The following is a 16,257-nucleotide window of genomic DNA, read 5'->3' on the forward strand; positions in this document are numbered from 1 at the left end:
CTTTGCCAACAACTTCACCCACAACAACGACCGCATCACGCGGCACTTGATGAATGTCCTGACTGGTCCTCGCACCTGTGCCACCTGCCCTGGCTGGCTGCGAGTCTCTTCCAAGTCTTTATCTGCGAACATTCGCATAAGGTTATGTAATGCACAGCCTTCAAGATTCCGCCGCCACCTATGGCGCGGCTGCAGGATCCCCCGCGTCTGCCCCCCAGGCCGCTGCCGCCGCGAGCTCCCTGTCCCGCTCACCCAGCGCCGCCCTGTTCTCACCTGCCAACATGGATGCCTGGCAGGCCGGCATGCAACGCATCAGCAGTCTGGTCGCCGAACAGCTCGAGAACGTTCAGCAACCCTTCAGCGGTATCACCCCGGAAGCCCTGCGCCCGGCCTTTGCCGAGCTGGATCTCGAAACGCCCCTCGAGAATCTGGAAGCGGGCCTGGAGGAGCTCCAGTCGCTCTACCTGAAGGATGCCGTCTATTTCCATCACCCGCGCTACATCGCACACCTCAACTGCCCGGTCGTGCTGCCGGGTGTCTGGGCGGAAAGCCTGCTCGGCGCGATCAATTCCTCCCTCGACACCTGGGATCAGAGCGCCGGCGGCACCCTGATCGAGCAGCGCCTGATCGACTGGACCACCGAACGACTGGGCCTGGGTCCGACCGCGGACGGCATCTTCACCAGCGGCGGCACCCAATCCAATCTGATGGCGCTGCTGCTGGCGCGTGACGCGGTCTGCGAGAAGCTGCCCAACCATCCCGGCAACCAGACCCACGGCCTGCCGCCGGAAGCCGGGCGCCTGCGCGTCTTCGCCTCCGGCATCAGCCATTTCAGCCTGCAGAAGGCCTGTGCCCTGCTCGGCCTCGGCCACAACGCCGTCATCCCCGTCGCCGTGGATGAGCGTCGCCGCATGGACCCGATAGCCCTGCGTGAGGCGCTGGACAAGGCGCGCGCGGAAGGCCTGATTCCGATGGCCGTGGTCGGGACCGCCGGTACCACCGACTTCGGCAGCATCGACCCGCTGCAGGCCATCGGCCGTGAATGTCATGCACGTGGCATCTGGTTCCACGTCGATGGCGCCTACGGCGGCGGTCTGATCACCTCGCGTCGCCACGGTCACTGGCTCAAGGGCGTCGAGATGGCGGACTCCGTCACCATCGATTACCACAAGACCTTCTTCCAGCCGGTCAGCTGCAGCGCCTGCGTGGTGCGTGATCGCACCCAGCTGCGCCACGTCACCTATCACGCCGACTACCTCAACCCGGAACTCCAGGCCCGCGAGGGCACACCGGATCAGGTCAACAAGAGCCTGCAGACCACGCGGCGCTTCGATGCGCTCAAGCTGTGGCTGACGCTGCGCCTGATGGGCGCCGATGCCCTCGGCGACATGCTCGATTGCGTGATCGACCTCACTCGCGAGGGCCATCAGCTGCTCGCAGCGGCACCGGACATCGATGTCGTCCAGGCCCCGGAGCTCAGCACCCTGGTGTTCCGCTTCCATGACGCCAACGAAGACACCCTCAGCGATGCACAGTGGGACGCCCTCAATCGCGAGATCCGCAAGCGCCTGTCGCGCAGCGGGGAAGCCATCGTCGCCGCTACCAAGGTCTCCGGCCGTCAGTATCTGAAGTTCACGCTGCTCAACCCGGACACCACCCGCGACGACATCGCCGCGGTGGTCGAGCTGATCCGCCAGCATGGTCAGGCGCTGGTCAAGGCGCATCACCTCGCCGTCAGCACCACGGCCCAGGCAAGCCACGCCGCAGCACTGGCCGATGCCCCCGCCGCCAGCCGTCGCAGCCACACCACAGAAGCAAAGGAAAGCCGTCATGCATGACACCTCGACTCCTCACGTCACCGACACAGCTGAAACGCGCAATGAGGTGCTCGACTTCGTCGCCATCGGCATCGGCCCCTTCAACCTGAGCCTTGCCTGTCTGAGCGAGCCGCTGGAGGACGTGAACGGCGTCTTCCTGGAGCGCAAGGCCGAGTTCGACTGGCACCCGGGCATGCTGCTGGAAGACGCCAGCATGCAGACGCCCTTCATGGCGGACATGGTCTCGCTGGCCGACCCGACCAGCCACTTCAGCTTCCTCAATTATCTGAAGCTGCATGACAAGCTCTACAACTTCTACATTCGCGAAGACTTCTTCCTGCTGCGCCGCGAGTACAACCAGTACTGCCAGTGGGCGGCGCGCGAGCTGACCAGCCTGCGTTTCGATCACGAGGTCCAGGACATCCAGCATGTCGGCGGCATCTATGTGGTGCGCGGCACTCGCCCCAGCACCGGCGAGGCCTTCACCTATCGCGCACGCAAGCTGGTGCTGGGCACCGGCACCCAGCCGTATCTGCCCGGCGCTGCCGATGCGGTACGCGGCGAGGTGCCGGTGGCGGGCAGCCGCGTGTGCCACAACGCCCACTACCTGGCGCGCAAGGACGAACTGACGTCCCAGCCGGCCATCACCATCATCGGCTCCGGCCAGAGCGCCGCCGAGATCTATCTCGACCTGCTGCGCGAGATCGACCAGCACGCCTACCAGCTCAACTGGATCACGCGCTCGCCGCGCTTCTTCCCGCTGGAATACGGCAAGCTGACGCTGGAGATGACGTCACCGGATTACATCGACTACTTCCATGCCCTGCCGCGCGAACAGCGCAACACCCTGCTGGCGACCCAGAAGGGCCTCTACAAGGGCATCAATCTCGAACTGATCAACGAGATCTACGACACCCTCTACGCCAAGCAGCTGCAGGGCGTGGTGCCCACCACCCTGATGACCAATACCGAGCTGACCTCGCTGACTCGCGAGAGCGCCGATGGCGACTTCAGCCTGGGGCTCTATCAGCGCGAACAGCAGCAGGCATGGCGCCACGAGACCAGTGCCGTGGTACTGGCCACCGGGTATCACTACGTCGCCCCGCCCTTCCTGAAGAGCATCGAGTCACGCATCCGTCGTGACGCCGAAGGCCGCTACGCCGTCGGGCGCTTCTACGCCGTCGATGCGCAGAGCACCGCAGACGCCGAAGGCAATGAAGGTGACCAGTCGCCCTTTGCCGGCGAGATCTTCGTCCAGAACGCCGAGCTGCATACCCACTCGCTGGCCGCCCCGGACCTGGGCATGGCCTGCTATCGCAACAGCTGCATCCTGCGCGCCATCACCGGGCGTGAGGTCTATCCCATCGAGCGGCGCATCGCCTTCCAGAGCTTCGGCGCCCCGGGCGTTGAAAAGGGCAACGGCAACGGCTTCACGCCTCTGCCCGCCGCCCATCTGGCCTACGGCGAGACCGACCTGCATGCCAGTGCGGCCAGCGAAAAGACCGCCTCGTCCAGCACCGCCCCCACCGAGTCCTCACGCGCAGCGCAACACCGGGAGACCACCGCATGAACATGCCCGTCGACATCACCACCCCCCGTGCCAACGCCCACAGCGCCGCGACCCCGGCCCAGCATATCTTCGGCGAGACATCACTGGACACCTCCCCGGCACTCGACCTGCTGAGCCCGGTACCCGGCACACGTTTCACGCGCCGCTCGGTGGAACTCGAACAGGCCCAGGCGCGCCTGCGCAAGCCGCAGGATGACAGCACGCCGGAGCGAGCGGAATTCGCGCTGCGCCCGCTGGATCTCGCCGCCGACATGGCGCTGGTGGACGAGTGGACCAGTGGCGCGCGCGCCAGCTTCTGGGGCATGAGCGAAGACCTGCTCACCACCAAGCACGATTTCTATCAGGGCCTGGAAGACAGTCGCCACGCCCAGGGCTGGCTCGGTCTCTACAACGACCAGCCGGCGTTTCTGGTCGAGCTGTATGACCCGGCACACGACCCGCTCGGCAAGCATTACGCCGTGCAGCCAGGCGACTTCGGCATGCACTTCCTCATCGCGCCGCGCAGCGATGACCAGGCCCCCATCAGCGGCTTCTCACGGGCGGTGATCGAATCGATCATGGCGATGATCTTCGCCGGCCAGTTCCGTGACGAGCACGCCGCAGATACCGGTGAGGCAGTCCGCCCGGTCACTCGCGTGGTGGTCGAACCCGACAGCCGCAATACCGCCATTCACCCGCTGAATGCCGCCGTCGGCTTCGTCGATCACGGCCCGCTGGATCTCGACGGCAAGCCCGCGCGTCTATGCTTCTGCACCCCGCAGGACTTCCGCGCCGCCCTGGCGAGCCGCAGCCCGCGACTGGATACCACCATCACCGCCAATCCGGCGGCGGCCGGCCAGCACCTCACCGGGCCGGACTGGCAGCAGGCCAATCGCCTGCTGGTGCGCAAGGCACTGGCCGAATTCAGCCATGAGCGCCTGATCCACCCGCAGTGTGCCGACGAGACCAACGCCCGCATCACGGATGGCTGGCATCATTACCGCCTCTCGCTGTCTGCCCCGGCGAGCGACAAGGCCCCCGTCAGTCGTCGTGCGGTGGAATATCGCTTCGTGGCGCGCCGCTTCCAGCTCGATCACTGGTTGATCGACGCGGCCTCCCTCCAGCGTCTGGACGCCAATGGCGAGGCCCTGCCGCTGGATGCCCGCGAGCTGATTCTGGAGCTCAACGACGTGCTGGAGATTCCGCCGCGCCTGCTGCCGGTCTATCTCGAGGAAGTCAGCGCCACGCTCGCTTCCAGCGCCTGGAAGATGCAGCGCGCCGTGCGCGAGAATCAATCCGCCCGCGTGCTGGCCGGTGCCTCCTTCCAGACCCTGGAATCGGCGATGAGTGAAGGTCACCCGTGCTTTGTCGCCAACAATGGCCGCATGGGCTTCGATGCGCTGGACTATCGCGCCTACGCGCCGGAGGCCGCACAGCCCTTCGCGCTGGTGTGGATCGCCGTGCATCGCGACAACGCGCATTACTCCGGCGTGGATGGTCTCGATCCGCGCCGTCTGCTGGAAGAGGAACTGGGTCACGCCGAACTGGCCCGCCTGGAGCATCAGCTGACGGCCAAGGGCCTCGATGCCGCCGATTACCTGATGATGCCGGTGCACCCGTGGCAGTGGAATCACAAGCTGGCGATCACCTTCGCCGCCGAGATCTCAAGCCAGCGCATCGTGTGCCTGGGCCTTGGCGAGGACCGCTATCAGGCCCAGCAGTCGATCCGCACGCTCTACAACCGCAACCAGCCGGGCCGCCGCTACGTGAAGGTCGCGCTGTCGATCCTCAACATGGGCTTCATGCGCGGTCTGTCGCCCTATTACATGCGCGCCACGCCGGCCATCAACCAGTGGCTGCAGGGGCTGATCGACTCCGACCCGTCCTTCGAGACATGGGGCTTCCGTCTGCTGCGTGAAGTCGCCGCCATCGGCTATCGCGATGACGTGCTGGAAGATGCCGACCCGGCGGCCGTCGGCTATCGCAAGATGCTGGCCAGCCTGTGGCGCGAGAGCCCGGAAGACGTCAAGGACGAGGGCGAGCGCCTGATGACCATGGCCGCACTGCTGCACGTCGACAACGACGAGAAGGCGCTGCTGCCTGCGCTGATCGAGCGCTCCGGCATCGGCGCCGAAGCGTGGATCGACAAGTGGCTGACGGCCTACATGACGCCGCTGCTGCACTGCTACTTCAAGCATGATCTGGTGTTCATGCCCCACGGCGAGAACCTGATCATGCGCCTGCGCGATGGCGTGCCGTGTGGTGCACTGATGAAGGACATCGCCGAAGAGGCCGCGCTGTTCGCCACCGACGAGACCCGCGCCCTGGAGCTGCCGGAAGGAGTCGAGCGTCTGGTGGTCGAGGTGCCGGAACCGATCCGCATCCTGTCGCTGCTCACCGATATCTTCGACTGCATCTTCCGCTTCGCGGTACCGCTGCTGGTGCGCGAGCAGGTGATGACGGAAGACGCCTTCTGGTCACGCGTCGCGGCCTGCATCCATGACTACCAGGATGCGCACCCGGAGATGGCCGACAAGTTCGCGCGTCACGACCTGTTCGCGCCACGCTTCACGCTGTCGTGCCTCAACCGACTGCAGCTGCGCAACAACCAGCAGATGGTCGACCTCACCGACCCCTCCGGTGCCTTGCAACTCAAGGGAGAGCTGGACAACCCCATCGCCGCCTTCGCTCGCCACTGACGGCGTCGCGCCTCCCGGATCATGTGGCTGAACGTGATCCGGGAGGCCGGCCCCCTCCGCGCAAGTCCCGCCTTGCGCGTCTGACCGCCTCCGAATGCTTCGCAGGCGGTCAGACGCGTGCCTGCCAGACAGACATTGATAATGATTCGCAACACCAATATGATTGAGCGCCCCATCACGCCAATCCTCATTGCGAGCCGTGGATGTCCTCTTTCTTCTGCGCATTCCAAGCACTGACAGAAGCCCGCTCAGATGAGGGCGCTGACCTGCAGACGCAACGGCCCCCCTGCGATTCGCCGGCACGGGCTGCCTGCCCGGTGGCTGACGCCCGGACGGACACCAGCGCGGTGGCCGAGGATGAGCTGGCGTCGCTGGACGCACTGTTTGCCCGCTATCACCAGGAGCTGATCGGATTCCTGACCCGTCAGCTGGCCTCGCATGATCTGGCGGAAGACATGTGCCATGACGTCTATCTGCGCCTCAGGATGACAGGGGAGCCGCCGCGCAATCCGCGCGCCTGGCTGTATCGGATCGCACGCAATCTGATCATCGATCATCACCGCCACCAGTCGCGCGCCCCGGTCTTCGAGGAAATGGAGGACGACGACGAGCGTCTCTCGGCGACACGCCTGGACCCCGAGCGCTGTCTCGCGCGGCGCCAGAAGCTTCAGGTGATCCAGCAGGCGCTCGCCGAGCAGCCCCACCATCTTCGTCAGTCACTCCTCTGGTATCGACTGGAAGGCGTGACCAAGCGTGAGATCGGCGAGCGTCTGGGGGTCTCGGAGCGCATGGCAGGCCGCTATGTCCAGCAGGCGCAACGCCATTGCGCGGATCGACTGACGGCCGCCGGCTGCTTTCGCGGTGAGCGGGCCGACAACAGGACGCGCGCTGGCGACATCCCCGGGTCTTCATCATGATTTCCACCTTCAAGCACCGCCTCGAATGCGGCTGACGGACGCCTCAATGTTCACTCTCGACCAACTGCGCTTCACCCTCGGTCAGCGCTGTCTGCTGCAAGCCTCCGCGCTGGATTTCGCGCCGGGCAAGGTGCATGGCCTGATCGGTCACAACGGGTCCGGCAAGTCGACGCTGCTCAAGTTGCTGGCGCGACAGATGCAGCCCACCAGCGGCCGGCTGTCGCTGGATGCGCGTGCGCTTTCGGAATTCGGCAACCGTGAATTCGCCCGCGCCGTGGCCTATCTCCCCCAGCACCTGCCGGCCGCCGAAGCGCTGACCGGACGAGAGCTGGTCGCCTTCGGGCGCTATCCGTGGCACGGCCTGCTGGGGCGTCCCGGCGCCGAGGATGAGGCCGCCATCGAGCGCGCCATCGCACTGACCCACACCGAGGCCTTCGCCGACCAGCAGGTCGATACGCTCTCCGGCGGCGAGCGTCAGCGCGTGTGGCTGGCGATGCTGCTAGCCCAGGGCAGCCGCTATCTGCTGCTGGATGAACCGCTGGCGGCGCTGGATATCGCCCACCAGATCGAGGTGATGGAGCTGGTCTCGCATCTCAGCCACACCCTGGGACTGGGCATCATCATCGTGCTGCACGACATCAATCTGGCGGCGCGATATTGCGACCGTCTGGTAGCGCTCCACAGTGGCAAGGTGCTGGCCGAAGGCGCGCCCGACGAGATGATGAATCCCGCCACGCTCAAGGATATCTATGGCGTCGAGATGCAGGTGATCACCCCGGCGCATGGCCAGCAGCAGATCGCGGTGCCGGTATGAAGTGGCTGATGGCACTGATCGGCCTGAGCCTGCTGGCCGCGGGATCCGCCAGCGCCGCCACGACGGGTGACGCCCATGAGGCACCAGCGGGCTTCGTCGATCGCCCCGTCGTGGCACTGGACTGGACCCTGGCCGAGACCCTGACCGGACTCGGGGTGCGCGCCATGGGCGTGGGCCAGGTGGAGACCTACGCCAGCTGGGTGGCTCAACCGGCGCTGCCTCAAGGCACGCGGGATCTCGGCCTGCGCACCCAACCGAATCTGGAGCAGCTGGCCGCCCTCGCCCCCGATGACATCCTGATCAGCCCGATGCTCGCCAGCCTCACGCCACGCCTGTCGGCCATCGCGCCGGTCACCAGTGTCGCCATCTATACCCCGGATGCCGACACCTGGCAGACGCTGGTCGCGGCGACCCGCCAGCTGGGCAAGCTGACGCAGCGCGAGCCACAGGCCGAGCAACTGATTCGCCAGAGCACGGCCCGACTGGCCGGCTACGCTGCCGCGTTGCGCCAGCAGAGCGCTCGCGAGGGTCAGGCGCTGCGCCCCCTGCTGATGGTGCAGTTCATGGATGACCGCCATGTGCGCATCTTCGGTGACAACAGCCTGTTCCAGGCGGTGATCGAGCGCATGGGCATCGACAATGCCTGGCAAGGCGATACCAATGCCTGGGGCTTCGCCACCGTCAGTCTCGAGAAGCTGGTGACCCTCAAGGGCCGCATGGTGGTGGTGGAGCCCCTGCCACCCGGCGGACGCGAGGCCCTGGCGCGCAATGGTCTGTGGCAGGCCATGCCCGGCGTGCGCGAGAACAGCGCTGCCTCGGCGCCACTGTTCCTGCCGCCGGTATGGAGCTTTGGCGCCCTGCCCTCGGCCAATCGTTTCGCCGACCTGCTCGCCGATCATCTGCTTGACGAGGATCTGCTTGACGAGCATCTGATCAACGACCACACGGACACGGCGCTCGACGGCGAGCCGGCACCTGAGGGAGAGATCACCGATGGCCACCCCTGAGCAGGTCATGAGAGAGCGTTCCTCTTCCGCCCCCAATCCCCTTCGGCTCACTCCCGGCAGAGCCTGCAGTCTGCTCACGCTGGCCCTGCTGGTGCTGGGCAGCCTCGCCCTCAACCGTGACGGCCTGAGCCTGATGCAGGGCCTGACGGCGTTGTGGTCATCCCCCGATGTCACGAATGCCGCCAGTCTCAGCCAGGCAGACAGTGCCCTGCTCTCCGCCCAGCTGGTGGCCCATGTCAGCTGGTGGCCGCGATTGCTCTGCGCGCTGCTGGCCGGGGCTGCGCTGGGCATGGCCGGGGTGCTGATGCAGCAGGTGCTGCGCAACCCGCTGGCCGCGCCCACTACCCTTGGCGTTGCCAGTGGCGCGAGTCTGGCGATGATGCTGGCGACGCTGTTCGCCCCGGCGCTGATGGCCGGCACGGGTCTTGGAGGTGACGGCTTCCAGCTCGGCCGAGAATGGGTCGCGCTGGCCGGTGGCCTGGCCGCCATGGGGCTGGTATTCGCGCTGGCCTGGGCGCGCGGCATGTCACCCACCGTGGTGGTGCTGGCGGGTCTGGTGGTCAACCTCTACATCGGCGCGCTGGGCATGGTGCTGTTGCTGTTCCATCAGGAAGCCCTGCACGGCACCCTGGTATGGGGCGCAGGCTCGCTGGCGCAGAACGGCTGGGGCGGCGTGACCACGCTGATCACCCGTCTGCTGCCGGGCATGCTGCTGGCACTGGTGCTGATGCGCCCGCTGGCGGTACTGGATCTCGACGAGGCCAATGCCAGAAGCCTGGGCGTCTCGCTGCGCAAGCTGCGTCTGATGAGCCTGGGGCTGGCGGTATTCCTGAGCGCCTGCGTGGTCAGCGTGCTGGGCATCATCGGCTTCATCGGCCTGGCCGCGCCGGCCTGCGTGCGTCTGATGGGCGCACGCCGCCTGGGTCAACGCCTGCTGTGGGCACCGCTGTTCGGGGCACTGCTGCTGGCGGTGACGGACCTGGTGGTCGCCAGTCTCGATGGCCTGCTGCCCAACCTGATCCCCACCGGCGCGATGACGGCGGCCCTCGGCGCGCCGCTGCTGCTGTGGCTGATTCCGCGCCTGAAGATGGCGCAGGGGGCAGGCCCCGCCAGTCATCACGGCATGTCACTGACGCATCGTCATCCCTGCCCCGACCGTCTGCTGGGCTGGCTGCTGGCAGGCGTCATCATCGCCCTGCTGCTGGCGCTTCTCGTCGGCAATGGCGTCGATGGCTGGACGCTTGGCGGTGACATGCTCCAACAGTTGCTGTCAGGCCAGACCAGCGTGCTGGACTTCCGTCTGCCACGCGTGCTGGCGGCGGCAGGTGCCGGCGTGCTGCTGGCCCTCGCCGGGACCCTGTTGCAGCGCCTGACCAGCAACCCGATGGCCAGCCCCGAGATTCTCGGCATCAGCGGCGGCACCGCCATCGCGTTGATGCTGACACTGCTGCTGGTGCCGGAACCGGGCCAGCTGACCCTGCTGGGCGCGGGCGTCTGCGGGGCACTGGCCTGTCTGGCGCTGCTGGTGGCGCTCAATCATCGCAGCGGCTTCATCCCCGAACGCGTGCTGCTGTGCGGGGTGGCGATCACGGCGCTCTACGATGCGGTGCGCGGCATCATCCTCGCCGATGGGGACCCGCGCGGTCAGCAGATTCTGGCCTGGCTGTCCGGCTCCACCTACTACGTGGGTCTCTCGGCGGCGGTTGGCGTGCTCGCGCTGGCGATCGTCGCGGTGCTGCTGGTGCGCCCGCTGGCGCGCTGGCTGGACATCCTGCCGCTGGGCATGGCGAGCGCCAGTGCGCTGGGCATCGGCGTGACCCGCGCCCGTCTGGTGCTGCTGGGTGCGGTGGCGGTGCTCACCGCGCTGGCGACCCTGATCGTCGGCCCGCTGTCCTTCGTCGGCCTGCTGGCCCCGCATCTGGCGCGTCTGCTGGGGCTGAGCCGCGCGCGAGAGCACATGCTCGGCGCGGTGCTGTGCGGGGCGCTGCTGATGGTGCTGGCGGACTGGCTGGGCCGTCAGCTGCTCTCGCCCTACGAGATCCCCGCCGGCCTGATGGCCTCGCTGATCGGCGGCAGCTACTTCCTGTGGAGCCTGCGCAAGTCGGGCTGAGTCGCTCTCGTTGAGAGGCCTCACCGCCAGAAGACATGACGCCAGAAGACACGACGCCAGAAGACACGAAGCCCGCGACCTCCTGATCGCGGGCTTCGTGTTTCAGCGTTTCTCTTTTCGCAATCTGCACTCAGTTGCCGAACACCACCGTGCGCCTGTCATGCAGGAAGACGCGGCGCTCGAGGTGATAACGCACGCCACGCGACAGGGTCAGGCACTCGATATCACGGCCCTTGGCGATCAGGTCTTCCGGATAGTGGGCGTGATCCACCGTCTCGACGCCCTGGGTGATGATCGGCCCTTCATCGAGATCATCGTTGATGTAGTGCGCGGTGGCACCGACCAGCTTGACGCCCTTCTCGTAGGCCTGGTGATAGGGGCGCGCGCCCTTGAAGCCCGGCAGCAGCGAGTGGTGGATGTTGATCGCCCGCCCCGAGAGCTTCTCGCACATGTCACTCGACAGCACCTGCATGTAGCGCGCCAGAATCACCAGCTCGGCACCGGTGTCCTGCACGATCTGCCACACCTGCGCTTCCTGCTCGGCCTTGGTCTCGGCGGTGATCGGCAGGTGGTGATAGGGCAGGCCATGCCACTCGGCCAGCGGCGCCATGTCCGGGTGGTTGGAGATGACGGCGGTGATGTCCATCGGCAGCTGGCCGATGCGATGCCGATAGAGCAGGTCGTTCAGGCAGTGGTCCGAGCGCGAGACCATGATGACCACCTTCATGCGCTCCTCCGGCGCACTCAGGCTGACGTCCATCTCGAAGTCGGCGGCACGCGTGCCCAGCCCCTGCTCGAAACCGGCGGCGTCAAAGCTGTCGCTGAGTTCGCCGGCCTCGGTCTGGGGCCGGAATTCGGCCCGGATGAAGAAGCGCCCCGACAGGCGGTCATCGAAGGAATTGAGCTCGGTGATATAGCAGCCCTGCTCGCGCAGGTAGCGTGTCACGACGTCCACCGTGCCGATACGGCTGGGACATTGGGCGGTCAGAATCCAGGTATCACGCATACATAGGTGCCTGTCATGTAAGGATTATTCATTGTTGGAAGCTGCAACGTCAGGGTTGCATCCGGGGCCCTGCGCGACAAACCAATATTATTGAGGCGGGCTTCAGTATTTCTGAAGCCCGCCTCCTGGCCCGGGCAAGGCCCCTGGCAGTTGATTCAGATCATGGCGTGCGCCTGCGACAGAGCTCTCTCCAGACGCAGATCTCAGGCCTTGATGCAGACCCCGAATTCCTCGCTGGCATCCAGCAGCCAGCGGCCGAGGTAATCGGCGAAGCTTCTGCGCACCACCAGCTCGAATTCGCTCTCGCTGACGCGGCGCAGCACCAGCGTCGCCTTGGCGAACACCGCCGGTACGCCCCGCCCGACCGGGAAGGCTCGCGGGTGCACATCGGTAGGCGTCGACTTCATCAGCACCTGACGCGCCTGGTCGCCACTCAGCGAGATGACGGTCTGGCCACCACTGACGTTGACCACCTGATAGCGCCCCGAAAGCCGCTCATGCAGCGCCTTCTCGACAGCGAAGGCTTCCTCGCCGGACACCAGGATCAGCCACTCATCCGGTGACAGCCACTGGATCGAGCGACCGCCCTCATTCTGGTGGAGGGTCGCCGGGGTCAACGGCAGCGCCAGACCCAGCGCCGCCTCGACCCCCTCGGCGAAGCCCGGCTGCGCGGGGTCACCGCGCAGCGTCAGATGACCGAGAAACGCCTTCTCCTGCAGCACGACGCCGGCATCACCGTCATCGCGGGCCGTGAACAGATGCGCCAGCGGCGAACGGGCGCTCTGAGCGTGAACTTCAGGCGTCGGGCGCTGGTCGATCACTGACGTCTGAGAACTTGTCATGTCCTGCGGCTGCGCCTCGACGGCGGCACCCGCTTGCGGGTCGAGTGTGGTGGCATCAGACATGCTGGCGCTCCCCTTTCTTGTCGTAGAACACCGGTGAGGTGATTTCGGCTTCCAGCGTCGTGCCATCGGCCTGCGGCAGGAACACCGTCTCGCCGATGCGCTTGGCACCGCCCTTGACCACCGCCAGCGCGAAGCCATGTCCCAGCGTCGGGCTGTAGTAGCTGGAGGTCACGTGGCCGACCATCGGCATCGGGATGGCGTGCTCCGGGTCGAAGACGATCTGCGAGCCTTCCGGCAGCACGATGCGCTCATCGCCGGCCTTCTTGCGCGTCGGAATCAGGCCGACCATCTGCTTGCGGTCATCGCGGCGGGTATCCGGACGCGACAGCGCACGCTTGCCGATCCAGGAATACGGCTTGTTATAGCCGACACACCACTGCATGCCGAGGTCTTCCGGGGTGATCGAGCCATCGGTGTCCTGGCCGACGATGATGAAGCCCTTCTCGGCGCGCAGCACGTGCATGGTCTCGGTGCCGTAGGGCGTGAGGCCGTATTTCTTGCCGCACTCGAACAGACGCTTCCAGACATGCAGCCCGTAGTTGGCCGGCACGTTGAGTTCGTAGGACAGCTCGCCGGTGAAGGAGATGCGGAAGATGCGCCCGGGAATGCCGGCGATCAGTCCTTCACGCACTTCCATGAACTTGAAGCTGTCGCGGTCAAGGTCGATATCGGTCAGCTCGCCGACCAGCGCGCGCGCCTCGGGGCCGGTGACGGTCAGGGTCGCCCAGTGATCGGTGACGCTGGTCATCTGCACGTCCAGCTCCGGCCATTCGGTCTGGTGCCACAGTTCCAGCCACTCAAGGATCGAGGCCGCGCCACCGGTGGTGGTGGTCATCAGGAAGTGGTCTTCGGCCAGACAGGTGGTGACACCGTCGTCCATCACCATGCCGTCGTCGTGACACATCAGGCCGTAGCGCGCCTTGCCGACGCCCAGCTTGGCCCAGGCGTTGGTGTAGATGCGGTTGAGGAATTCGCGCGCATCGCGACCGGTGATGTCGATCTTGCCCAGGGTCGAGGCATCCAGCACGCCGACCTTCTCGCGCACCGCCAGACACTCGCGCTCGACGGCGGCATGCATGTCCTCACTGCCCTGCGGGTAGTACCAGGGGCGCTTCCACTGACCGACATCCTCGAACTTCGCCCCCTGCGCCACGTGCCATTCGTGCATCGCGGTGTAGCGGATCGGGTCGAACAGCTCGCCGCAGTGACGGCCGACGATGGCGCCGAAGGTCACCGGCGTGTAGTTGGGGCGGAACACGGTGGTGCCGGTGTCGGGGATGGTCTGCCCCAGACAGCGCGCGGCGACCGCCATGCCGTTGATGTTGCCCAGCTTGCCCTGGTCGGTGCCGAAGCCCATCGCGGTGTAGCGCTTGACGTGCTCGATGGACTCGAAGCCTTCGCGGGTCGCAAGCTCGATCCCGGCGGCAGTGACGTCGTTCTGCAGATCGACGAACTGCTTGGGTGCGCGTGCGGTGGGCTTGTCATGCGGCACCTGATAGAGCGGCAGCATCGGGGATTCCGCAAGCTCGGACACCGCCGGCACCTCGGCCTTGGCGATCTCGAACTCGCAGGCTTCCACCGCGGCGACACCGCTGGCATAGGCCGCGACCAGCGCATCTTCCAGCGCGAAGCTGCCATTGGCGGCGCCGCAGGCATCGAAGCCCTTGAGCATCGGTGCGCCCAGCGCCGGCAGGAAGCCGTGGATCTCATCACTCCATACCGGACGCGCGCCGGTGTGCGCCGCCAGGTGAACCACCGGGCTGTAGCCGCCGGAACTGGCGATGGTGTCGCAGGCGAGCTCTTCCACTTCACCGGTGACAGTAAATCCATCGATATCGATGGCCGCGATGCGCGCGCCTGTCACGCGGCGCTCACCCTTGGCCTCGATCACGGCGGAGCCGGCGATGATGCGGATGCCGGCGGCACGCGCCGCCTCGACCATCACGCCGGCAGGGGCCGGACGCGCATCGGCGATCGCGACCACCTCACGACCGGCCGCCTTCCATGCCAGCGCCGCGCGATAGGCATGGTCGTTGTTGACCGACAACACCAGCTTGTTACCGGCGGCGACGCCGTAACGGGTCAGATAGGTAGTGACGGCACCGGCCAGCAGGTTGCCCGGCACATCGTTGTGGCTGTAGACCAGCGGCCGCTCGTGGGCGCCAGTGGCCATGATGACGCGGTGGGCGCGCACGCGATGCAGGCGTGAACGTGCCTGCTGGGCGCCACGGGCATTGCGCGGTGCGAGATCGGCCTGATGCTCGGTGCGGCGCTCGTGCAGCGTCACGAAGTTGTGATCGTGATAGCCGTTGGCGGTGGTGCGCGGCAGCAACTGCACATCCTCACAGGCCGCAAGCTCCGCCAGCACGGCGTCACGCCATTCGATGGCGGGCTTGCCGTCCAGGGTCTGATCGAGACAGTCCGCCGACATGGAGAGCAGTGAGCCACCCAGCTCTTCCTGCTCGTCACACAGGATGACGCGCGCGCCACTGCGGGCCGCGACCAGCGCCGCCATCAGGCCCGCCGGGCCGGAGCCGATCACCAGCACATCGGTGTGCTGATGCAGGTGATCATAGATGTCCGGGTCCTCCTCGAGCGGAGAACGCCCGAGACCGGCGGCCTTGCGGATGTACTTTTCATACGTCATCCACAGCGAGGCCGGCGCCATGAAGGTCTTGTAGTAGAAGCCCGGCGGCATGAACTTGCCGCCCAGCTTGCCGACCTGCGGCAGGAAACGGCTCATCAGGTCCTTCTGGGCCTTGACCCAGCCGCTGACGGCGTGGGCTTCCAGGCCGTCGTAAAGCGCCTGCTGGGTGGCACGCACGTTGGGCACCTGGCCCGCTTCGGTGCTGCCCAGCTGCAGGATGGCGTTGGGCTCTTCGGCACCGGCGGCGACCAGGCCCCGCGGACGCGCATACTTGAAGCTGGCGTTGAGCACATCGAGGCCGTTGGCCATCAGCGCCGAGGCGAGGGTATCGCCTGCCAGGCCCTGATAGCGCTTGCCATTGAAGGTGAAGGTCAGCGGCGTGGCGCGATCGATGCGTCCACCCGAGGCGAGACGGCGCGGGGCAGCGGCGGTCTGGTGGTCTTGCTGGCTCATGCGCTCACCCCCTTGGCTTGCGTGGTCGGATCGGCTTTCGTCTCACCGGTGATGGTGGGCTGCTCGCCCATGCGATAGGTCTCGAGAATCTCGTAGGTCACGGTGTGGCGGGTGATGTTGAAATACTTGCGACAGCCCACGGCGTGGATCCACAGCTCGTGATGAACGCCACGCGGGTTGTTGCGGAAGAACAGATAATCCCCCCACTCGGCATCGGAGCAGGCTTCGGGGTCCTTCGGGCGCTCGATATGCGCCTGGCCCTTGACGTGGAATTCCTCTTCCTCGCGCAGCTCGCCGCAGTAGGGACAGAAGATATGCATCATGGTCGGTCGT

The 16,257-nt window shown here is 66.3% G+C and carries 11 protein-coding genes; 7 read left to right on the forward strand and 4 right to left on the reverse strand.

Annotated features, from left to right (window positions below):
• The first annotated feature begins 149 nt into the window (after positions 1–149).
• The 7 genes from HXS65_RS08220 to fhuB all read left to right on the forward strand — a co-directional run bounded on the left by HXS65_RS08220 (position 150) and on the right by fhuB (position 10,913).
• Positions 150–1,838, forward strand: a complete 1,689-nt coding sequence (locus HXS65_RS08220; RefSeq protein ID WP_176493646.1) for an aspartate aminotransferase family protein — start codon at positions 150–152, stop codon at positions 1,836–1,838.
• The gene (locus HXS65_RS08225; RefSeq protein WP_176493647.1) at positions 1,831–3,387 is read left to right on the forward strand and encodes a lysine N(6)-hydroxylase/L-ornithine N(5)-oxygenase family protein; all 1,557 of its coding nucleotides are present in this window, start codon (positions 1,831–1,833) and stop codon (positions 3,385–3,387) included. The genes HXS65_RS08220 and HXS65_RS08225 overlap by 8 nt, the downstream gene beginning before the upstream one ends.
• A complete protein-coding gene (locus tag HXS65_RS08230; RefSeq protein WP_218015067.1) occupies positions 3,384–6,065 on the forward strand; it encodes a GNAT family N-acetyltransferase in 2,682 nt (893 codons plus the stop codon). The genes HXS65_RS08225 and HXS65_RS08230 overlap by 4 nt, the downstream gene beginning before the upstream one ends.
• A 317-nt stretch (positions 6,066–6,382) precedes the next feature.
• Entirely contained in the window at positions 6,383–6,982 is a 600-nt protein-coding gene (locus HXS65_RS08235; protein WP_240499599.1) for an RNA polymerase sigma factor, read from the forward strand.
• Between the two features lie 46 nt (positions 6,983–7,028).
• Positions 7,029–7,796: an ABC transporter ATP-binding protein gene (locus HXS65_RS08240; protein WP_077379143.1), complete on the forward strand. Its 768-nt coding sequence runs from the start codon at positions 7,029–7,031 to the stop codon at positions 7,794–7,796.
• The gene (locus HXS65_RS08245; RefSeq protein ID WP_176493648.1) at positions 7,793–8,803 is read left to right on the forward strand and encodes an ABC transporter substrate-binding protein; all 1,011 of its coding nucleotides are present in this window, start codon (positions 7,793–7,795) and stop codon (positions 8,801–8,803) included. Before HXS65_RS08240 ends, HXS65_RS08245 begins: the two co-directional genes overlap by 4 nt.
• Positions 8,790–10,913: a Fe(3+)-hydroxamate ABC transporter permease FhuB gene (gene fhuB, locus HXS65_RS08250; RefSeq protein ID WP_255304457.1), complete on the forward strand. Its 2,124-nt coding sequence runs from the start codon at positions 8,790–8,792 to the stop codon at positions 10,911–10,913. Before HXS65_RS08245 ends, fhuB begins: the two co-directional genes overlap by 14 nt.
• A 130-nt stretch (positions 10,914–11,043) precedes the next feature.
• Here the strand turns inward: fhuB and purU are convergent, their stop codons facing one another.
• From purU to HXS65_RS08270, 4 genes are all read right to left on the reverse strand, one after another.
• On the reverse strand, positions 11,044–11,919 hold the full coding sequence (gene purU, locus HXS65_RS08255) for a formyltetrahydrofolate deformylase (RefSeq protein ID WP_136939031.1): 876 nt from the start codon (positions 11,917–11,919) through the stop codon (positions 11,044–11,046).
• Between the two features lie 203 nt (positions 11,920–12,122).
• Positions 12,123–12,824: a sarcosine oxidase subunit gamma gene (locus HXS65_RS08260; RefSeq protein ID WP_255304458.1), complete on the reverse strand. Its 702-nt coding sequence runs from the start codon at positions 12,822–12,824 to the stop codon at positions 12,123–12,125.
• Positions 12,817–15,924: a sarcosine oxidase subunit alpha family protein gene (locus HXS65_RS08265; protein ID WP_176493649.1), complete on the reverse strand. Its 3,108-nt coding sequence runs from the start codon at positions 15,922–15,924 to the stop codon at positions 12,817–12,819. Before HXS65_RS08265 ends, HXS65_RS08260 begins: the two co-directional genes overlap by 8 nt.
• Positions 15,921–16,247, reverse strand: coding sequence for a sarcosine oxidase subunit delta (locus HXS65_RS08270; RefSeq protein WP_043333138.1), 327 nt, complete (start codon positions 16,245–16,247; stop codon positions 15,921–15,923). Before HXS65_RS08270 ends, HXS65_RS08265 begins: the two co-directional genes overlap by 4 nt.
• Positions 16,248–16,257: the final 10 nt, after the last annotated feature.

The sequence above is a fragment of the Cobetia sp. 5-25-4-2 genome (assembly GCF_013374075.1).
In the GTDB taxonomy this organism is placed as follows: Bacteria; Pseudomonadota; Gammaproteobacteria; order Pseudomonadales; family Halomonadaceae; genus Cobetia; species Cobetia marina.

Coding starts and splice junctions, on each gene's coding strand:
- HXS65_RS08265 (WP_176493649.1), bottom strand. CDS start 15,924: ATGAGCCAGCAAGACCACCAGACCGCCGCTGCCCCGCGCCGTCTCGCC.
- HXS65_RS08245 (WP_176493648.1), top strand. CDS start 7,793: ATGAAGTGGCTGATGGCACTGATCGGCCTGAGCCTGCTGGCCGCGGGA.
- HXS65_RS08270 (WP_043333138.1), bottom strand. CDS start 16,247: ATGATGCATATCTTCTGTCCCTACTGCGGCGAGCTGCGCGAGGAAGAG.
- purU (WP_136939031.1), bottom strand. CDS start 11,919: ATGCGTGATACCTGGATTCTGACCGCCCAATGTCCCAGCCGTATCGGC.
- HXS65_RS08225 (WP_176493647.1), top strand. CDS start 1,831: ATGCATGACACCTCGACTCCTCACGTCACCGACACAGCTGAAACGCGC.
- HXS65_RS08240 (WP_077379143.1), top strand. CDS start 7,029: ATGTTCACTCTCGACCAACTGCGCTTCACCCTCGGTCAGCGCTGTCTG.
- fhuB (WP_255304457.1), top strand. CDS start 8,790: ATGGCCACCCCTGAGCAGGTCATGAGAGAGCGTTCCTCTTCCGCCCCC.
- HXS65_RS08260 (WP_255304458.1), bottom strand. CDS start 12,824: ATGTCTGATGCCACCACACTCGACCCGCAAGCGGGTGCCGCCGTCGAG.
- HXS65_RS08230 (WP_218015067.1), top strand. CDS start 3,384: ATGAACATGCCCGTCGACATCACCACCCCCCGTGCCAACGCCCACAGC.
- HXS65_RS08220 (WP_176493646.1), top strand. CDS start 150: ATGCACAGCCTTCAAGATTCCGCCGCCACCTATGGCGCGGCTGCAGGA.